At 72.0% G+C, this 19621-nt stretch carries 17 protein-coding genes; 3 read left to right on the top strand and 14 right to left on the bottom strand.

Annotated elements, in window-relative coordinates; genetic code table 11:
- Positions 1–238: 238 nt before the first annotated feature.
- From BLW85_RS27075 to BLW85_RS27030, 11 genes are all read right to left on the bottom strand, one after another.
- Positions 239–1567 (bottom strand): MFS transporter, encoded by a 1329-nt coding sequence (locus tag BLW85_RS27075; RefSeq protein WP_074993450.1) that lies wholly within the window; start codon positions 1565–1567, stop codon positions 239–241.
- Between the two features lie 38 nt (positions 1568–1605).
- Entirely contained in the window at positions 1606–2214 is a 609-nt protein-coding gene (locus BLW85_RS27070; protein WP_070023039.1) for a TetR/AcrR family transcriptional regulator, read from the bottom strand.
- A gap of 239 nt (positions 2215–2453) precedes the next feature.
- Entirely contained in the window at positions 2454–3503 is a 1050-nt protein-coding gene (locus tag BLW85_RS27065; RefSeq protein ID WP_074993448.1) for an agmatine deiminase family protein, read from the bottom strand.
- Positions 3504–3524: 21 nt separating this feature from the next.
- Positions 3525–5249: an urease subunit alpha gene (locus BLW85_RS27060; protein WP_074993445.1), complete on the bottom strand. Its 1725-nt coding sequence runs from the start codon at positions 5247–5249 to the stop codon at positions 3525–3527.
- The gene (gene ureA, locus BLW85_RS27055; protein ID WP_074993442.1) at positions 5246–5950 is read right to left on the bottom strand and encodes an urease subunit gamma; all 705 of its coding nucleotides are present in this window, start codon (positions 5948–5950) and stop codon (positions 5246–5248) included. Before ureA ends, BLW85_RS27060 begins: the two co-directional genes overlap by 4 nt.
- A gap of 180 nt (positions 5951–6130) precedes the next feature.
- The gene (locus BLW85_RS27050) at positions 6131–7219 is read right to left on the bottom strand and encodes a branched-chain amino acid aminotransferase (protein ID WP_074993439.1); all 1089 of its coding nucleotides are present in this window, start codon (positions 7217–7219) and stop codon (positions 6131–6133) included.
- 242 nt (positions 7220–7461) lie between these two features.
- A complete protein-coding gene (locus BLW85_RS27045; RefSeq protein WP_074993437.1) occupies positions 7462–8505 on the bottom strand; it encodes a 3-isopropylmalate dehydrogenase in 1044 nt (347 codons plus the stop codon).
- A gap of 100 nt (positions 8506–8605) precedes the next feature.
- Complete coding sequence (locus BLW85_RS40635) at positions 8606–8737, bottom strand: hypothetical protein (protein ID WP_086025501.1); 132 nt, start codon at positions 8735–8737, stop codon at positions 8606–8608.
- Between the two features lie 255 nt (positions 8738–8992).
- Positions 8993–9538 carry a GNAT family N-acetyltransferase gene (locus BLW85_RS27040; RefSeq protein ID WP_070023045.1) on the bottom strand — a complete coding sequence of 182 codons (546 nt, stop codon included), beginning with the start codon at positions 9536–9538 and terminating at the stop codon, positions 8993–8995.
- A gap of 153 nt (positions 9539–9691) precedes the next feature.
- Entirely contained in the window at positions 9692–11323 is a 1632-nt protein-coding gene (gene pruA, locus BLW85_RS27035; protein WP_070023046.1) for an L-glutamate gamma-semialdehyde dehydrogenase, read from the bottom strand.
- Positions 11324–11361: 38 nt separating this feature from the next.
- Positions 11362–12288: a proline dehydrogenase family protein gene (locus tag BLW85_RS27030; protein WP_070023047.1), complete on the bottom strand. Its 927-nt coding sequence runs from the start codon at positions 12286–12288 to the stop codon at positions 11362–11364.
- Positions 12289–12452: 164 nt separating this feature from the next.
- Between BLW85_RS27030 and BLW85_RS27025 the strand changes: the two genes are divergently transcribed.
- Complete coding sequence (locus tag BLW85_RS27025) at positions 12453–13787, top strand: PucR family transcriptional regulator (RefSeq protein ID WP_177330145.1); 1335 nt, start codon at positions 12453–12455, stop codon at positions 13785–13787.
- 36 nt (positions 13788–13823) lie between these two features.
- Here the strand turns inward: BLW85_RS27025 and BLW85_RS40940 are convergent, their stop codons facing one another.
- Positions 13824–14585, bottom strand: a complete 762-nt coding sequence (locus tag BLW85_RS40940) for a GbsR/MarR family transcriptional regulator (protein WP_074993434.1) — start codon at positions 14583–14585, stop codon at positions 13824–13826.
- Positions 14586–14814: 229 nt separating this feature from the next.
- Between BLW85_RS40940 and BLW85_RS27015 the strand changes: the two genes are divergently transcribed.
- Positions 14815–15486: a DUF4097 family beta strand repeat-containing protein gene (locus BLW85_RS27015; RefSeq protein ID WP_070023050.1), complete on the top strand. Its 672-nt coding sequence runs from the start codon at positions 14815–14817 to the stop codon at positions 15484–15486.
- A 312-nt stretch (positions 15487–15798) separates the two neighbouring features.
- On the opposite strand, the gene BLW85_RS27010 is transcribed toward BLW85_RS27015, so the two are convergent.
- On the bottom strand, positions 15799–16398 hold the full coding sequence (locus BLW85_RS27010) for a TetR/AcrR family transcriptional regulator (RefSeq protein ID WP_074993431.1): 600 nt from the start codon (positions 16396–16398) through the stop codon (positions 15799–15801).
- A 98-nt stretch (positions 16399–16496) separates the two neighbouring features.
- On the opposite strand from BLW85_RS27010, the gene BLW85_RS27005 reads away from it, so the two are divergent.
- The gene (locus BLW85_RS27005; protein WP_074993429.1) at positions 16497–17960 is read left to right on the top strand and encodes an MFS transporter; all 1464 of its coding nucleotides are present in this window, start codon (positions 16497–16499) and stop codon (positions 17958–17960) included.
- Between the two features lie 61 nt (positions 17961–18021).
- Here BLW85_RS27005 and serA read toward each other — a convergent pair whose 3' ends face one another.
- Complete coding sequence (gene serA / locus BLW85_RS27000) at positions 18022–19611, bottom strand: phosphoglycerate dehydrogenase (protein ID WP_070023053.1); 1590 nt, start codon at positions 19609–19611, stop codon at positions 18022–18024.
- Positions 19612–19621: the final 10 nt, after the last annotated feature.

Genomic DNA, 19621 nt, shown 5'->3' with positions numbered 1-19621 from the left:
GCTCCACCGTCCCCCCAATACTCCCTCGCGCTCGGTTCACGGCTGAAGGTGGGCCGTAAAACGAAAAAACCCCTCGCGGATGCGAGAGGTCTGCGCGCGGGTCGAGGACGACGGTGGCCACCCGCACCTGGTCGTACGAGATGGTCACTGCGGACCGGCGCGCCTGCTGCCCATAATCATGGCGGACGTAAGCACGGGGGCAGTCTGGCACAGCACCGCCCCCGGATCACCGTCCGTCTCAGGATGCGGTCGTCACAGTGGACTCCCCCGCACCCTTGGTCCCTCGCGTTCCGGCCAGGTCCAGGTCCTTCGTCTCCCGCATGGCGACGTACACGACCAGCGACACGGCGGCACAGCCCGCCACGTACCAGAAGAATCCGGACTCGATCCCGGCGTTCTTGAACCACAGGGCGACGTATTCGGCGGTGCCGCCGAAGAGGGCGTTGGCGAGGGCGTACGGCAGGGCGACGCCCAAGGCGCGGACACCGGTCGGGAACAGCTCGGCCTTCACACAGGCGTTGATCGAGGTGTAGCCGGTGACGACGACCAGGGCGAGCAGGGAGAGGCCGAGGGCGGGCCCGTAGCCGTCGGCGTGCCTGAGCAGGGTCATGATCGGCACGGTGAGGACGGTGGAGCCGATCGCGAAGGTGATCAGCAGCGGCCGCCGGCCGATCCGGTCGGACAGGGCCCCGGCGAGCGGCTGGAGAGCGGCGAAGACGATCAGCGCGGTGAAGGAGACGAGGGTGGCGGTGTCCTTGGACAGGCCCGCCGAGTTGGAGAGGTACTTGGTCAGATAGGTGGTGTACGTGTAGTACGCGACCGTGCCGCCCATGGTGAGCGCCATGACGAGGAACGCCTCGCGCCGGTGCCGCCACAGGGCGCGCAGGGTGCCGCGCTCCTCGGCGGCCTCGGTCCGCCCGGCGTGGGCGGCGTCCTCCTCGTAGATCTCGCTCTCCAGCATGGTGCGGCGCAGGTAGAAGACGACGGCCGCGCCGAGGGCGCCGACGACGAAGGGGATGCGCCAGCCGTAGCTGTGCAGGGCGGAGTCGGACATGGTGCGCTGGAGGATGATCTGGAGGCCGAGGCCGACGATCTGGCCGACGGTCATGGACACGTACTGGAAGCTGGAGGCGAAGCCGCGTTTTGCCGGGTCGGTGGCCTCGGTGAGGTAGGTGGCGCTGGCCGCGTACTCGCCGCCCACCGAGAGGCCCTGGAGCAGCCGGGCGACGAGCAGTACGAGGGCGCCGCCGTAGCCGGCGACGGCGTACGTGGGCGCGACGGCGATCAGCACCGCGGAGGCCGACATCAGTGTGACGGTGAGCGTCAGCGCCGCCTTGCGGCCCCTGCGGTCCCCGACCCGCCCGAGCAGCCAGCCGCCGACCGGCCGCATGAAGAAACCGACGGCGAAGATCCCGGCGGTGTTCATCAGCTGGGCGGTGGGGTTGCCGCTGGGGAAGAACGCCCCGGCGAAGTAGGTGGCGAAGCTGGCGTACACGAACCAGTCGAACCACTCGACCATGTTCCCCGCCGAACCGACCCAGATCTTCTTCCAGTGTTCTCGTCCCATGGGCCGTTACCTGCCCGGCGGCCGAGCGGACGATTCCTCTACGCGAGAAGCCCGTCCGCCACGAACTCCCTCACGTGGGCGAGCACTTGCTCCCGGTCGGTGCCGCGCAGCCCGATGGCGACGTGGATGGAGAACCCGTCGAGCAGCGCGCGCGTCCTGGTGGCGAAGCGGTCCGCGTCGACCGGCCGGAACTCCCCGCGGGAGATCCCCTCGGCGATCAGCGCGACGAGGTCCCGGTGCCAGGCCCCCTCGATCGCGCACTGGCGGGCGCGGGCGTCGTCGTCGGCGTTCTGGGACCGGTTCCAGACCTCCAGCCAGAGGGTCCAGTGCGGGTCGCGGTGGCCGTCGGGCACGTACAGGTCGACGTAGTCCTCCAGCCGCTCCCGCGCCGGCGCCGCCCGGGCGAGCAGCCGGGCCCGCTCGGCGCCGAGCCGTCCCTCGCTCCACTCCAGTGTCTGGAGGAGGAGTTCGTCCTTGGACCGGAAGTAGTAGAGCAGATGGCCGCTGCTCATCCCGACCTCGCGCCCGAGCCCCGCCATGGTGAGCTTCTCCAGACCGTGCTCGGCGATCATGCGCATGGCCGCGGCGAGCAGGTCCTCGCGGGGCGGGGCGGGGGTGCGCCGGCGCGGGGCGGAACTCTCGCTCATGCGGGCACCATCCGTACGGCGTCGGGCAGGAAGGGGCTTTCGCCGGCCGGCCCCGGGGTGCCCGGCCCGTCCGGTTCGGCGACGGCCGGCCGCTCGGGCAACTCGGGGCGACGGCGGCGGCACGCAGGGACCAGGAAGTTCACCCGTATGTTCTACCCGACCCGGGGCGCGGACGGCCCCGCGGTGACCGCCGCCGGCGGCGCCGCCCACGATGAACAGCGCACCAAGCGGACTCGAGGTCAAGGCCGGGCGGGCTTCGGCTGCTGCTGGGTGATGCAGTGGATGCCGCCGCCTGCGGCGAAGACGCGGCGGGCGTCGACCAGGGTGACGGTCCGCTCGGGGAAGAGGCGGCGGAAGATCGCGGCGGCGGTCTCGTCGCGGGGGTCGTCGAAGGCGCACAGCACGACGCCGTCGTTGCAGAGGTAGTGGTTGATGTAGGAGTAGTCGGCCCAGTGGCCGTCGGCCTCCAGCACGGTCGGCGCGGGCACCTCCACGACCTCCAGCGGGCGGCCGTGCGCGTCGGTCGAGGACCTGAGCAGGCCGATGACCTCCTTGGTGACCTCGTGGTCCGGGTGCGCCGGGTCCGGCTGGTGGTGGGCGACGACGACGCCGGGGCGGGCGAAGGCGGCGACGATGTCGACGTGGCCCAGGGTGCCGTAGCCGTGCGGGGGGTAGTCGGCGGTCAGGCCGCGCGGCAGCCAGATGGCCTTGCGGGTGCCGAGGTGGGCGTGGATCTCGGCCTCGACCTGCTCCCTCGTCCAGTGCGGATTGCGCTCGGGGCCGAGCTGCACGGTCTCGGTGAGCAGCACGGTGCCCTCGCCGTCGACATGGATCGCGCCGCCCTCGTTGACCAGCCGCGAGGCGTACGTCCGCGCCCCCGCGAGGCCGGCGACCTCGGCGCCGATCTTCGAGTCGTGCTCCCAGCGGGCCCACTCCTGGGCGCCCCAGCCGTTGAACGTCCAGTCCACGGCGGCCAGTTCGCCCCGGTCGGAGGTGAGGAACGTGGGGCCGATGTCGCGCATCCAGGCGTCGTCCAGCGCGCGCTCCACGGTGTCCACGTCCGGGCCGAGCAGCTCCCGGGCCTCGGCCGACCGGCCGGGGCCGCAGACCACGGTGACCGGCTCGAAGCGGCGGATCGCCCGGGCGACCGAGGCCCAGGCGCGCCGGGCGGCGGCCAGTTCCTCACCGTCGTCGAAGGTGGGGTTGGGGCCCGGCCACGCCATCCAGGTGCGCTCGTGCGGGGTCCACTCGGCGGGCATGCGGAAGCCGTCGGCGGCGGGGGTGCTCATCGGTGCGGGTCCGTTCCGGGTTCAGAGGAAGTACAGGCGGTTGAGGGAGACGGAGTCGGCGGGCGCCGAGCGCAGCGGGTCGCCGTCGAGGGTGACCAGGCCGGTGCGCTGGTCGACGTCGACCGCTCCGGTACGGGCGTTGAGCCGCAGGTCGGCGGGGCCGATGCCGCGCGTGCCGCGGACCGCGACCCGGCGGCGCCGGGTGGGCATCGTGTCGTTGCCCTGGTCCACGGCCGCGCGGGCGACGAACGCCACGGAGAGGTCGGCCGCGGTGGCCCCGTAGGCCCCGAACTGCGGGCCGAGGACGAGGGGTTCGCAGGTGTCGGTGGCCGCGTTGGGGTCGCCGACGACACCGTAGGCGGGGAAGCCGGACTTGAGGACGAGCTGCGGCTTGGCGCCGAAGTACTCGGGCCGCCACAGCACGATGTCGGCGAGCTTGCCCACCTCGATGGAGCCGACCTCGTGCGACAGGCCGTGCGCGATGGCCGGGTTGACGGTCAGCTTGGCCATGTAGCGCAGCACGCGGGCGTTGTCGTCGCCCTCGCCGTCGCCCTCCAGCGGGCCCAGTTCGGCCTTCATCTTGCCGGCCATGGCGAAGGTGCGCCGTACCGTCTCGCCCGCGCGGCCCATGCCCTGCGCGTCGGAGGAGGTGATGCCGATCGCGCCCAGGTCGTGCAGCACGTCCTCGGCGCCCATGGTGCTCGCCCGGATGCGGTCGCGGGCCATGGCCGCGTCGCCGGGCAGGTCGGGCTTGAGGTCGTGGACGGAGACGATCATGCCGTAGTGCTCGGCGACCGCGTCCCGGCCGAAGGGCAGGGTGGGGTTGGTGGAGGAGCCGATGACGTTCGGCACCCCGGCCATCTTGAGCACGTTGGGGACGTGCCCGCCGCCGCAGCCCTCGATGTGGAAGGCGTGGATGGTGCGGCCCTCCAGCACCTTCAGGGTGTCCTCGACCGAGAGGCATTCGTTCAGCCCGTCGCTGTGCAGGGCCACCTGCACGTCGTGCTCCTCGGCGACCCGCAGCGCGGTGTCCAGCGCGCGGGTGTGGGCGCCCATGTCCTCGTGCACCTTGAACCCGCAGGCGCCGCCCTCGGCCAGCGCCTCGACGAGCGGTGCCTCGTGGGAGGACGAACCCCGGCCCAGGAACCCGATGTTGACCGGCCAGGCGTCGAAGGCGTTGAAGGCGTGGCGCAGCGCCCAGGGGGAGTTGACGCCGACGCCCCACACCGGGCCGAACTCCTGCCCGATGATCGTGGTCACGCCGGAGGCGAGCGAGGCCTCCATGATGCGCGGTGACAGCAGGTGGACATGGGTGTCGACCGCGCCCGCGGTGGCGATCAGCCCCTCGCCGGAGACGATGGACGTGCCGGTGCCGACGACGACGTCCACGCCGTCGAGCGTGTCCGGGTTGCCCGCCCGTCCGATCGCGCTGATCCGGCCTTCCCGGATGCCGATGGACACCTTGCGGATGCCCTGCACCGCGTCGATCACGACGACGTTGCTGATCACGACGTCGCAGGTCTCGCGCACGGCGGCGGCCTTCAGATGCAGTCCGTCGCGGGCCGTCTTGCCGAAGCCGGCCAGGAACTCGTCGCCGTAGTGCTGGGCGTCGGACTCCACCCGGACGGTCAGGCCGGAGTCGCCGAGCCGGATGCGGTCCCCGGCGCGCGGGCCGTGGGTGGCGGCGTACGCCCGCGGGTCGACGTGGATCGCCCGGCTGACCTCGCGTCCCTTGGAGCGGCTCATCGGTCCTGTCCTTCCTCTTCCGCGCTGCGGGCGCCCAGATATCCGCAGGCGGCGGCCCGGCGCAGCGCCTCCTGCCGGGCGCCCGGCGCGTCCAGCGGCCCGTCCACCAGCCCGGCGAAGCCGATCGCGATCCGCTCTCCGCCGATCGGCACCAGGCCGACCTCCTCGCTCTCGCCCGGGCCGAAGCGCACGGACGATCCGGCGGGCACGGCGAGCCGCATGCCGTAGGCGGCGGCGCGGTCGAAGTCGAGGCGCGGGTTGGCCTCGAAGAAGTGGAAGTGGGAGGTGACCGAGACCGGCACGGTCGCGGTGTTGGTGACGGTGAGCCGGACGACCGGCTCCGGGTCGGCGTGCGCGGGCCCGGGCAGCAGCGCGCCGGGGGCGTCGTCGCCCAGGCCGCCGCCGATGGGGTCGCAGACCACCGCGAGCCGGGAGCCGTCGTCGAAGACGGCCTCGACCATCACCTCGGTGACCACGTCGGCGACGCCCGGCAGCACGTCCTCGGGGCCGAGCACGGCGCGGGCCGCCTCGATGGCCTCCGCGAGCCGCCTGCCGTCGCGGGCGGCCTCGCAGACCGTGTCCGCGATCAGCGCGGTCGCCTCCGGCACGTTCAGCCGCAGCCCGCGGGCGCGGCGGGCCCGGGCCAGTTCGGCGGCCCCGAACAGCAGCAGCCGGTCACGTTCCGTGGGGGTCAGTCGCACGGCGCGGCGCCTCCTTCTCGGCAGCGGTTTAGAGCAGCACTCTAAACGCATGGACCGTGAAAGAGAAGGGCTCGGTGGCAGCCTCGAAGGTGATGGATCGAACACTGCTCAAGAAACGAAGGAGGGCCGTCGCGAACCCCCGGTGGGGTCCGCGACGGCCCTTCGTCTGCCGTGCGGGCGTCAGCCGACGCGGTGCATCCAGCCGTGCTTGTCCTCGTCCATGCCGCGCTGGATGCCGAGCAGGGCCTCGCGCAGCCGCAGGGTGACCTCGCCGGGCGTGCCGTCGCCGTGGGTCCACTCGCCGGACTTGGTCTTGACGTGGCCGATCGGCGTGACCACGGCGGCGGTGCCGCAGGCGAAGACCTCGGTGAGGGCGCCGGAGGCGGCGTCCGCGCGCCACTGCTCCAGGGTGATCACGCCCTCCTCGGCGGTGTAGCCGAGGTCGCGGGCGACCTGGAGGAGCGAGTCCCGGGTGATGCCCTCCAGGATGGAGCCGGTCAGCGCGGGGGTGACGATCCGGTCGCCGTAGACGAAGGCGACGTTCATGCTGCCGCTCTCCTCGACCTTGGTGCGGGTGACCGCGTCGAGGTAGACGACCTGGTCGCAGCCGTGCGCGGCGGCCTCGGCCTGCGGGAGCAGGGAGGCGGCGTAGTTGCCCCCGGTCTTGGCGTCGCCGGTGCCGCCGGGGACGGCGCGGACGTGGTCCTCGGAGACCCAGATGGTGACCGGCTGGACGCCGCCGGCGAAGTAGGCGCCGGACGGGGAGGCGATCAGCAGGAACAGGTACTCGTTGGCCGGGTGCACACCGAGCGCGGCCTCGGTGGCGATCATGAACGGGCGCAGGTAGAGGGCCTCCTCGCCGCCGTGCGGCGGGACCCAGTTGGCGTCCTGCGTCAGCAGCGCGTCCAGGGCCGCGATGAACAGTTCCTCCGGCAGCTCGGCCATGGCCATGCGGCGGGCGGAGGTGCGGAAGCGGCGGGCGTTCGCCTCGGGGCGGAACAGCGCGATCGAGCCGTCGGGCTGGCGGTAGGCCTTCAGCCCCTCGAAGATCTCCTGGCCGTAGTGGAGCACGTGGGTGGAGGGGTCGAGGGAGATCGGGCCGTACGGGACGAGCTGGGCGTCGTGCCAGCCGCGGCCCTCGGTCCACCGGATCGTCACCATGTGGTCGGTGAAGTGGCGGCCGAACCCGGGGTTGGCCAGGATCGCCTCGCGCTCTGCGGCGGCGAGGGGGCTGGCGGAGGGCTTGAGCTCGATCGTGGGCATCGTCATGAGTGGTTGTCCTTCACCGGTTGTTGTGACGGGCCGCGCTCACGTCCCGCGCACCGGCTGGCCGGTGCTGGGACGTCCGAGCATTCCCTCATACCGCGGCTCCGCGTTCGATTATCGCGCGGCGCTCCGGTCGACGGAATCGGGTGGTGGCGGCCCGGGGTCGATGGTTCCTACCCGGCGCAGACATGCAAAAGCCGCCGGGTGGTCGTCCGACCCGGCGGCTTCCTGCGTGGAGCGCCGGGTCAGCCGGCTACTCGGGCGGCGAGCGCGTCGCCGATCTCGGACGTGCTGCGGGCGGGCTTGCCGGCGCGCTCGGTGAGGTCGGCGGCGACCGCCGTGTCGATGCGCTCGGCCTCGGCGTCGTAACCGAGGTGACGCAGCAGCAGGGCGACGGACAGGATCGTGGCGGTGGGGTCGGCCTTGCCCTGTCCGGCGATGTCCGGGGCCGAGCCGTGCACCGGCTCGAACATGGACGGGAACGCGCCGCTCGGGTTGATGTTGCCCGAGGCGGCCACGCCGATGCCGCCGGAGATGGCCGCGGCGAGGTCGGTGATGATGTCGCCGAAGAGGTTGTCGGTGACGATCACGTCGAAGCGCTCGGGCTGGGTGACCAGGAAGATGGTGGCCGCGTCGACGTGCAGGTAGTCGGTGGTGACCTCGGGGAACTCCTCGGCCACCTTGTTGAAGGTGTTCGACCACAGGTGGCCGGCGAAGGTCAGCACGTTGTTCTTGTGGACCAGCGTGAGCTTCTTGCGCGGACGGGCCTGGGCGCGGGCGAAGGCGTCCCGGACGACGCGCTCGACGCCGTAGGCCGTGTTGACGGACACCTCGGTGGCGACCTCGTGCTCCGTGCCCTGGCGGATGGTGCCGCCGTTTCCGGTGTACGGGCCCTCGGTGCCTTCCCGGACGACGATGAAGTCGATCTCCGGCTGGCCGGCCAGCGGGGTGGACACGCCCGGGAGCAGCTTGCTCGGCCGCAGGTTGACATGGTGGTCGAAGGCGAAGCGGAGCTTGAGCAGGAAGCCGCGCTCCAGGACGCCGGAGGGCACGGACGGGTCGCCGAGGGCGCCGAGCAGGATCGCGTCGTGCCGCTTCAGCCGCTCCAGGTCCGCCTCGGTGAGGGTCTCACCGGTGGCGTGGTAGCGCTTGGCGCCGAAGTCGTACTCCTCGGTCTCCAGCTTCACGTCCCCCGGGAGGACGGCGGAGAGGACCTTGAGACCCTCGGCCACGACTTCCTGGCCGATGCCGTCACCGGGGATCACTGCGAGATTGATGCTGCGAGACATGCGGGCACCCTACTCCTCGTCCCAGGTGATGACACGGGCTGTCCACGATCCGGACGGCCCGTGTCGGCGCGACGGCGCGGCGCGAGCGGCTCGGGCGAGGTCAGTGGCCGGTCTGGCCGCCGTTGTCCCGGCGGTCGAGGGCGCGCTGGAGGGCGGCGGCGGCGTTCTTGCGGTCGGACTCGCTCGTGCGGGACACGTGGCGGACGCGGCGGCGGACGGTCGTCTCGGCCATGGGAATCGACTCCTCGGATATGAAGGGAGTACGGCAATGACGGGTGTTCGAGACGCCGGAGCAGGCGGGGAGCACCAAGGCCGCAGGGGTTGCCTGCACAGGGCCCGGCTCACGACCGCCAATCGCTGGATCGAGCGAGACGTTCGGCTTGTTCCAAGCTAAAGGAGCGGCCCGCGTCTGTCTGCATCATTACTCGGACTTCCTACTATCTGAGACGGCGAACCGGCTGACCCCTCTCTGAACTGGGCTTTTCCCTCAGGTCACGTCACCGTCGCGCCAGTCGAAGACCAGCGCGCAGGCGGGGTCGAGCGCTCCGGCGGGCGTCGCCGGCCACACGTGGACGGCTCCCTCGTCGTCCGGCAGCCGGACGATCCCGTGCTCCGGCGAGAGGGCGTGCACCTGCCCCTCCCACCGCCGCCAGCCCCGGGCGGCGTACAGCCGGGCACCGTCCTCGCTGGCGGCCAGCGCGCCGAGGTCGTAGGCCCGCTCGATCACCCGCTCCAGCTCCGCCATCACCCGCCCGCCGAGCCCGGTGCGCCGGACGTCGGCGCGTACGGCGACGGCCTCGACGTACCCGGTGCGCAGCCAGCGCCCCGCGTGCCGCACCCGCCGCATCACGACCGAGCCGTGGGCGGCGAGCCCGGCCGCGTCATGTATCAGTACGTGCATCCCCCCGAGCCCGTGGTCCCAGTCCTCGTCGGCGAAGTCCCCCTCGAAGGCGTCGTCCAACAGGGCGCGGGCGGCGGTGAGTTCGTCGGGGCCGAGGTCCGCGGTGTGCGCGAGACGCATCCGATCGGTCATGACGGCATTGTGGCCACCGGGCGATTGACGGTCGAGTGCTTTAGGCGAGTCGGGGACGGACCCGCTCGTCACCGTGCCGCGGGGAAATGGAAACGGGCCGGGAAGCCTGCTCGGTGGCAGGCTTCCCGGCCCGTCGCTCGGGTGGGGCGGGGATCAGCCCATGTGCGGGTACGTGTAGTCGGTCGGGGCGACCAGGGCCTCCTTGATGGCGCGGGTCAGCGTCCAGCGCAGGAGGTTCTGGGGGGCACCGGCCTTGTCGTTGGTGCCGGAGGCGCGGCCGCCGCCGAAGGGCTGCTGGCCGACGACGGCGCCGGTCGACTTGTCGTTGATGTAGAAGTTGCCCGCGGCGAAGCGGAGCTTCTCCATCGTGTAGGCCGCCGCCGCACGGTCGTTGGCGATGACCGAGCCGGTGAGGGCGTAGTCGGAGACGGACTCCATCTGGGTCAGCATCTCGTCGTACTTGTCGTCCTCGTAGACGTACACGGCGAGGATCGGGCCGAAGTACTCGGTCGTGAAGACCTCGTTCTCCGGGTCGGTGCACTCGATGACGGTCGGGCGGACGAAGTAGCCGACCGAGTCGTCGTAGCTGCCGCCCGCGACGATGGTGCAGGTCGGGTCGGCCTTGGCGCGGTCGATCGCGGCCTTGTTCTTGGCGAAGGAGCGGTCGTCGATGACGGCGCCGATGAAGTTCGACAGGTCCGTCACGTCACCCATGGTGAGCGAGTCGACCTCGGCCGCGAACGCCTCCTTGAAGCCCGAGTTCCAGATGGAGGCCGGGATGTACGCGCGGGAGGTGGCGCTGCACTTCTGGCCCTGGTACTCGAAGGCACCACGGGTCAGCGCGGTCTTCAGCACGGCGCGGTCGGCGCTCGGGTGGGCGACCACGAAGTCCTTGCCGCCGGTCTCGCCGACCAGACGCGGGTACGAGCGGTACTTCTCGATGTTGTTGCCGACCGTCTTCCACAGGTACTGGAAGGTCTTGGTCGAACCGGTGAAGTGGATGCCCGCGAGGTCGCGGTGCTCCAGGGCCACCTTGGAGACCTCGATGCCGTCGCCGGTGACGAGGTTGATGACGCCCTTGGGCAGACCGGCCTCCTCCAGCAGCTGCATCAGCAGCACGGCGGCGTGGGTCTGGGTCGGGGACGGCTTCCAGACCACCACGTTGCCCATCAGGGCCGGGGCGGTGGGCAGGTTGGCCGCGATCGCCGAGAAGTTGAACGGCGTGATCGCGTAGACGAAGCCCTCCAGCGGGCGGTGGTCCAGACGGTTCCACACGCCCGGGGAGTTCGCCGGGGGCTGCTCGGCGAGGATCTGGCGGGCGTAGTGCACGTTGAAGCGCCAGAAGTCGACCAGCTCGCAGGGGCTGTCGATCTCCGCCTGCTGGGCCGTCTTGGACTGGCCGAGCATGGTGGAGGCGGCGATCGTCTCGCGCCACGGGCCGGACAGCAGCTCGGCGGCGCGCAGGATGATCGCGGCGCGGTCGTCGAAGGACATCGCGCGCCAGGCCGGGGCGGCGGCCAGGGCGGCGTCGATCGCGTCCCGGGCGTCCTGCTGGGTGGCGTGCCGGCCGGTGCCGAGGACGGCCTTGTGGTTGTGCGGCTGCACCACCTGGAACGGCTCGCCGCCGCCCAGTCGCTTCTCGCCGCCGATGGTCATCGGCAGGTCGACCGGGTTCTCGGCCAGCTCCTTGAGCTTGGCCTCCAGGCGGGCGCGCTCGGGCGAGCCGGGGGCGTAGCCGTGCACCGGCTCGTTGACGGGGGTGGGGACCTGGGTCACAGCGTCCATGAGATCCGAACTCCTTGTACGTGAGCGGGTGGTGGGGCTCAGCCCTTGCTGACCATGCTGCGCAGGAAGAAGCGCAGGTTCGCCGGCTTCTCCGCCAGGCGGCGCATGAAGTAGCCGTACCAGTCCGTGCCGTACGCCGTGTAGACGCGCATGCGGTGGCCTTCGGCGGCCAGTCGCAGGTGCTCGTCGCCGCGGATGCCGTACAGCATCTGGAACTCGTACTCGTCGAGCTTACGACCGGCCTTGTGGGCGAGCTCCTGTGCGATGGAGATCAGGCGCGGGTCGTGGGACCCGACCATCGGGTAGCCCTCGCCCTCCATCAGCGTCTTCAGGATGCGCACGTAGGCCTTGTCGATCTCGTGCTTCTGCTGGTAGGCGACCTCGGCGGGCTCCTTGTAGGCGCCCTTGACCAGGCGGACCCGGCTGCCGGCCTCGGCCAGGCGCTTGGCGTCGGCCTCGGTGCGGAACAGGTAGGCCTGGATCACGCAGCCGGTCTGCGGGAAGTCCTTCCGCAGCTCCTCGTGGATGGCGAACATCGAGTCGAGGGTGGTGTGGTCCTCGGCGTCCAGCGTCACGGTCGTGCCGATGGCGGCGGCGGCCTCGACGACGGGCCGGACGTTGGCGAGCGCCAGCTCGTGGCCGCCCTCCAGCGCCTGTCCGAACATCGACAGCTTCACCGACATCTCGACCTTCTCGCCGAGCCCCAGCTCCTTGAGGTGGTCGATCAGCGCCAGGTAGGCGTCGCGGGCGACCGTGGCCTGCTCGGGGGTGGTGATGTCCTCGCCGACGACGTCCATCGTCAGCTCCAGGCCCTTGCCCGTCAGGTCCTTGATGATCGGGACGATGTCGGACACCGTCTCCCCCGGGATGAAGCGGTCGACGACCTGCTTGGTCACCGGGGCCGCCGAGATCAGGCGTCGCATCCGGTCGCTGCGCGACGCGGCGAGAATCACGGGACCCAGCACGGGGCACCTCCACAGACAAGCACCAAAGAGGCCGTTGCCCGACGATTCGGGTACGGCACGGAGAACCACCGTGAAACCTACGGACCCTTGTGATCGTCAACCATCGACAGCTGTCACGCATCCGTGCCCGAGATCTCAGACATCTGTATGAAGATGGCCGGAAAATGGGGGAGAATGCCCGAGTGGCGGCGGATTACAAGGGTGATTACCAGGAGCTGGTGGACGAGATCTCGGAGCTGCTGGGGGTCCCGGCGACCCTGGAGAACCGAGACTTCGAGCTGATCGCCTTCGGGGCGTACGACAGCGACGACGAGCTGGACGCGTCCGCGCTGGACCCGGTGCGCACCCGCTCGATCCTGACCCGGCGCTCCACGGCGACCGTCCGCTCCTGGTTCGAGGGCTTCGGCATCACCCGCGCGACCGGCCCGGTGCGCATCCCACCGAGCCCCGAGGCCGGGGTCTACCGCGGCCGGATCTGTCTGCCGGTGCGCCACCGGGGCGTCGTCCTCGGCTACGTCTGGCTGCTCGACGGCGACCCGGGCCCGACGGACGCGCAGCTGACGGCGGCGATGCGGGTGGCCGGCCGGATCGGCGCGCTGCTCGCGGACGAGGCGGAGGCCGGGGCGGGGCTGAGCCGGGAGCTGCGGGCGGTGCTCACGGCGGAGAGCGGCTGGCAGCGGGACATGGCGGTGGCCGAACTGCGCACGGCGCTGGGGCCGCGCGCGGACGGCCCGCACACGCTGGTGTGCGTGGCCCCCTGGCCCTCCCCCGACCCGGACGACGCGCCGTCCGCCCGCTCCATTCCGCACGCGGCGGCGCTGTGCACGATTCCCTGGGGCGCGGCGGGGCAGAGCCTGGCGGTGCTGGTACGGCTCCGCTCCACGACGGTGGGCGCGCCGGCGCTGGCGACGGCGGCGCGGGTGCTGGCGGAGGCGGAGGGCGCGCGGGGCGCCACGGGGGCGGGGACGGGCGCGGGCGGCCGGGCGAAGGGTACGGCGGCGGCGCGGGGGGCCGGGGCGGCGGTGGCCGCGGCGGTGGCGGCCGGGATCGCCGGGGCGGGCGGCTTCGCGGCGGCCGCCGGGCCGGCCGGTCCCGCCGCCGGTGTCGGGGACCCGCGCACCGGCCTGGCCGAGCTGGGCACGGTGTGGCAGGAGGCCCGCGCGGCGGCGCGTGCGGCGCTGGCCGAGCCGCGCCTCGGCCCGGTCGCCGAGTGGCGGGGCATCGGGCCGTACCGCCTGCTGACCGCGCTCCCGCCGGAGTCCGCCCAGGACCCGGCGGCCGGCGCCCTCCTCTCCCCCGCCCACCGGGAACTGGCCCGCACCGCCGAGGTCTACCTGGACTGCGCGGGCCAGGCGGGCCGCACGGCCTCGGAACTGGGCATCCACCGCCAGACCCTCTACTACCGCCTCAACCGAGTGGAACAACTGACGGGCCTCGACCTGGACGACGGCGAGGACCGCCTGCTGCTGCACATGGCGTTGAAGAGGGCGCGGTTGTAGGGGGACGGCGAGCGCCTTCGCGGATGACCGGAGCCGCTACGCGTCCCGGTCGCCGCGCACCGCGCCGTCGCCGGGCCCCTGCGGACCTTCGGGCCGCGTGTACAGAACCTCCCGTGCCTGTTCCGCCGCCCGGGTGATGCTCTCGGAGACGAAGTCCACGAAGCGGGCGACGTTTTCGAGGCGGGTGGCGGCCCGGGTGCCGGGGCCGAGGACGCCCACGCCCTGTCGTGCGACCTCGACGACCAGGGCGTTGGAGCGGGCGGTGGACATCATCGCCTGGTACCAGATGTCGTCGTCCACGAGATACCGCTCCCGGCGGCGTTCGTCGCGCTCGCGGCGCACCAGGCCCTGGCTGTCCAGGAAGGCGATCGCCTTGGACACGGACGCCGGGCTGACCTGGAGGCGCTGGACGAGTTCGGAGGCGGTGAGGCTGCCCGAGTCGGTGGTGTAGAGGCAGACCAGCACCCGCGCCATCATCTTGGGCAGCCCCGACTGGATGAAGACGTCGGCGAGTTTCTCCTCGTACGCGCGCACGGCCTCCGCGTCGCGCCCGTCGGGTCGCGCGGCCGTCTCCGCATCCCGGGGCGCGCTGCGTGCGCGGCGGTGGGCGCGGCGCTCCGTGGCGCGGTGGGCCGCGTCCGCGCGGTAGGCGGTGGGGCCGCCGTTGCGCATGACCTCGCGGGTGACGGTCGACGTCGGACGGTCGAGGCGTCGCGCGATCTCCGCGTAGGCGAGGCCGTCGGCCAGTCCCAGCGCGATCCGCTGACGTTCCTGCTGGGTGAGTCTGCCTCCCGGCATCGCGCTCTTCTCCTTCAATCCGTGGTGCCCGGCCCGCAGCTTAGCGTTCAGCCTCAATCCATTGCAACGAGCAACGGCATCGGCGTTGCATTAGCCCGGAGCGCCATTGCAATGAAATTGCATCTCTGGCCTGCAAGTTGGGGAATTACAAGCGATTAAGTTGTTGCCCGTTCAGTGAATGCAACGTAGCGTTTCCATCATCGGAAACAACGCAGCCAAGGAGTTCACGATGCAGAAGTTCGACACCCCCGCCCCCGTCTCCGTCGTCCTCGACATCCCCGCCGGGCGCGTCCAGCTCATCGCCGCCGACCGGACGGACACCACCGTCGAGGTCCGGCCGTCCGACGCCGCGAAGGGCCGTGACGTCAAGGCGGCGGAGCGGACCGAGGTGGCCTACGGCGACGGGGTGCTGCGGATCGAGGTCCCCGCGGCGGGCAACCGGATCCTCGGCCCCTCCGGCTCGATCGAGGTGACCGTCCAGCTGCCCGTCGGCTCACGCGTCGAGGCGAAGACGGCGAGCGGCGAGTTCCGCGGCGTCGGGCGCCTCGGGGACGTCGTGTTCGAGGGCGCGCAGGGCACGGTCAAGTTGGACGAAACCGCGAGCGCCCGGCTCGCCCTCCAGGCCGGCGACATCTCGGTCGGCCGGCTGGGCGCCGACGCGGAGATCAGCACCCAGAAGGGAGACCTCCACGTCACCGAGGCCATGGGCGGCACCGTCACCCTGCGCACCGAGCACGGAGCCATCTCGGTCGGCGCCGCCCGCGGGGTCTCCGCGACCCTGGACGCCGGCACCTCCTACGGCCGTGTCGACAACGCCCTGAAGAACGCCGAAGGTTCCGGCGCGGGCCTGCACATCCACGCCACCACCGCCTACGGCGACATCACCGCCCGCAGCCTGTGACACCGCGGACCGCAGGGTGCGGCGACGGATGAGCACATGCCTGTCGCCGCACCTGCGCCCCGGAGCGACGTTGAGCCACGGATGACGGAACACACGGCCGAGGCGGCACTCGCCCACAACGCCTCGCCGGCCCTGCGTCTCGGCGGAGCTCGGCCCAGCGCGGAGACCGCCGCCCTCCTCGCGGACCGGACCACGGACCCCGCCGCCGCGACGCGCCGGCTGCGCCGCCGAAGCGACGAACGGGCGCTCGCGTACCAGCGGTTCGTACGGCCCGAACAGGAGGGTCGGCGGCCGGACTTCAGCCGGCCGCGGTCACCCCCCGGCCGAAGCGGGGCCCGAGGCCGCGGCGTCCGCCGCCGCCATCACCTGCCGCAACCCCTCCGTCAGCGCCTCCGCGTTCGGGGCGGTCTTCGGGTCGAAGGTCCACTGGGAGATCAGGCCCGTCATCAGGGTCACGTAGAAGCGGCCGAGGGTGTCGGCGGTCCCGTCCGAGACCTCCTCCTCCGGCACCCCCATCAGCAGGGAGACCATGCCCCGGCCGGCCTCGCGCTGTGCGCGGGACAACTGGTCGCGCACCTCGGGCAGTTGATCGCCCATCGCGAGGATCTCCACGCTGAGCCGCCAGATCGAGCCCGGCTCGCGGAGGCTGTCGACGACGTTCGACCACACCTCGCGGAACCGCTCCAGCGAACCGGGGGCGGCGCTGATGCCCTCGCCGCCCTCCAGGGGCACGTCCTCCACCAGCGCGACGTACGCCTGCGCCAGCAACGCGTCCTTCGAGCCGTAGTGGTAGCCGATGGAGGCCAGGTTCGTGCCAGAGGCCTTCACGATGTCGCGCGCCGTGGTCCGCGCGAACCCCTTCTCCAGCAGGCAGCGCTTCGCGCCTTCGAGCAGATCCTCGCGATGTCCCATGCCGGGCAGCCTACCCCGCCTTCCATACAACCGTCCCAGACGCATGACTTACACAAGTGTTCTAGACAAGTGTTTAAGACGCTCGTACATTGCCTGTCATGAAGCGTGAATGGACCGCCCTCTACGTGCTGATGCTGCCGCTGCTCCTGGTCTCGATGGACGTCTCGGTGCTGTACTTCGCCGCCCCGGCGATCAGCGCCGATCTGCACCCCACCGGCACCCAGCAGCTGTGGATCTTCGACATCTACGGCTTCGTGCTCGCCGGGCTGCTGATGACCATGGGCTCGCTCGGGGACCGGATCGGCCGCCGCAGGCTGCTGCTCATGGGCGCCGCCGCGTTCGGCGGTGCCTCGCTGCTCGCCGCCTACGCCGACAGCGCCACGACCCTGATCGCCGCCCGCGCGCTCCTCGGCATCGGCGGGGCGACCCTGATGCCGTCGACCATGGCCCTGCTGCGCGCGATGTTCACCGACCCGGCCGAACGTGCGAAGGCGATCGGCCTCTGGTCCGGCGTGATGACCGGCGGCGTCGCCCTCGGCTCGGTGATGAGCGGCATCCTGGTCGAGCACTTCTGGTGGGGCGCGGTGTTCCTGGTCAACCTGCCCGCGATGGGGCTGCTGCTGGTGCTCGGCCCGGTGCTGCTGCCCGAGTCGAAGAACCCCTCCCCCGGCCCCTTCGACTGGCCGAGCGTGCCGCTGTCCCTGGCCGCCGTGCTCCCCGTGATCTACGGCCTCAAGGAGATCCCCTCCGAGGGCTGGCACCCGCGGTACGTCGTCCCGGTCGCCGTCGGCCTGCTCTTCGCCGCCCTGTTCACACACCGCCAGCGCACCCACGCCACCCCGCTGGTCCCGCCCGCCCTGCTGAAGGGCCGGGGGTTCGCCCCGGCGCTGGTGCTGAACCTCGTCGCGTCGCTCGCCATGATGGGCTCGGCGGTCTTCACCACGCAGTACCTCCAGTCGGTGCTGGGCAAGAGCCCGCTCTCGGCCGCCCTGTGGAGCCTGCTGCCCTCGGTGTTCATCGGCGTCGCCGGTCCCCTCAGCGCACGGCTCGTGCGGCGGGGCGTCGACCGGGGGTACGTCGTCGCGGGCGGCTTCGCCGCGATGGCGGGCGGCTTCGCGCTGCTCGCCCTGCTCGGCACCGACTCGCTGTGGCTGGTGCTGGCCGGGGCCGGCGTGCTGGCCTGCGGGATGGTCGCGATCATGTCCCAGCTGACCGATCTGGCCATGAGCGGCGCCCCGGTGGAACGGGCCGGTACCGCCTCCTCGCTCCTGGAGACCGGCGCGGAGTTCGGCGGGGCGCTCGGGATGGCGGTCCTCGGATCGATCGGTACGGCGGTCTACCGGCACCGGATGCCGGGCACGGCGCCGGCGGGGGCGCGCGAGACCCTCGGCGGCGCGCTCGCCACCGTCACCCGGCTGCCCGGCGAGGCGGGGCGGTCCCTGCTCGCCGCCGCCCGGCAGGCGTTCACCACCGGGATGCGGGACGCCGCGCTGGCGGGGGCGGTGCTGCTGGTGCTGGCCGCGGTGGGGGCGGCCGTGACCCTGCGGAAGACCGAGGGGTAGCGGACGCGCGAACGCCGGACGGGCCGAGGAAGACCTCGGCCCGTCCGGCGTTCGGGGGTGCTCAGACCAGGTTCACCGAGCGGGCGGACGTCGCCCCGATCTCCTCGGCGACCTCGGCCAGCACGGCGGCCGTCACCGTGTCGTCCACGGTGAGGACGGCCAGCGCCTCGCCGCCCACCGTGGCGCGCGCGACCTGCATGCCGGCGATGTTCAGGCCCGCCTCGCCGAGGATGCGGCCGACGGTGCCGACGACACCGGGACGGTCCTCGTAGCGCAGGACGACCATGTGGTCGGCGAGGGCGAGGTCGACGTCGTACTCGCCGACCGCCACGACCTTCTGGACGTGCTTGGGGCCGGCCAGCGTGCCGGAGACCGACACCTCCTCGCCGGTGCCGAGCGTGCCGCGCACGGTCACCACGTTGCGGTGCTCGGTGGCCTCGGAGCTGGTGGTGAGGCGGACCTCGACGCCACGCTCCTGGGCGAACAGCGGGGCGTTGACGTACGACACCGTCTCGTCCACGACGTCCTCGAACACGCCCTTGAGGGCGGAGAGTTCGAGCACCTTCACGTCGTGCTGGGTGATCTCGCCGTAGACCTCGACGTCCAGCCGGACCGCCACCTCGCCGGCCAGCGCGGTGAAGATGCGGCCGAGGCGCTCGGCGAGCGGGAGGCCGGGCTTGACGTCCTCGGCGATGACACCGCCCTGCACGTTGACCGCGTCGGGCACCAGCTCGCCGGCGAGCGCGAGGCGCACCGACTTGGCGACCGCGATGCCCGCCTTCTCCTGGGCCTCGTCGGTGGAGGCGCCCAGGTGCGGGGTGCACACGACCTGGTCCAGCTCGAACAGCGGGGAGTCGGTGCACGGCTCCTTGGCGTAGACGTCGAGGCCGGCGCCGGCGACGCGGCCCTCCTTCAGCGCCGCGTACAGCGCCGCCTCGTCCACGATGCCGCCGCGCGCGGCGTTGACGATGCGCACGCTCGGCTTGACCTTGCGCAGCGCCTCGTCACCGATGAGGCCCAGGGTCTCGGGGGTCTTGGGCAGGTGGACGGTGATGAAGTCGGAGACCTCCAGCAGCTCGTCCAGGGAGACCACCTTGACGCCCATCTGGGCGGCGCGCGCGGGCTGCACGTACGGGTCGTAGGCGACGACCTTCATGCCGAAGGCGGACATGCGCTGCGCGACCAGGGCGCCGATGCGGCCGAGGCCGACGACACCGAGGGTCTTCTCGGCCAGCTCCACGCCCGTGTACTTGCTGCGCTTCCACTCGCCGTTCTTCAGCGCGGCGTTCGCCTGCGGGATGTTGCGGGCGGTGGACAGGAGCAGACCGCAGGCCAGCTCGGCGGCGGTCACGATGTTCGAGGTCGGGGCGTTGACGACCATGACGCCGGCCTTGGTGGCGGCGGAGACGTCGACGTTGTCCAGGCCGACGCCGGCGCGGGCGACGACCTTCAGCTTCTTGGCCGCGGCGATGGCCTCGGCGTCGACCTTGGTCGCGGAACGGATCAGGATCGCGTCGACGTCGGCGATGGCGGGCAGCAGCTCAGCCCGGTCGGCTCCGTTGCAGTGCCGGATCTCGAAGTCCGGGCCGAGGGCGTCGACGGTCGCGGGCGAAAGCTCTTCGGCGATGAGTACGACGGGTTTCGAGCTCACGTGGGTCCTC

Origin of the sequence: Streptomyces misionensis (assembly GCF_900104815.1) — a bacterium.
Classification (GTDB): Bacteria; Actinomycetota; Actinomycetes; order Streptomycetales; family Streptomycetaceae; genus Streptomyces; species Streptomyces misionensis.
Note: the sequence above shows the minus strand (reverse complement) of the source record. Positions and strands in the feature narration are given on the sequence as shown.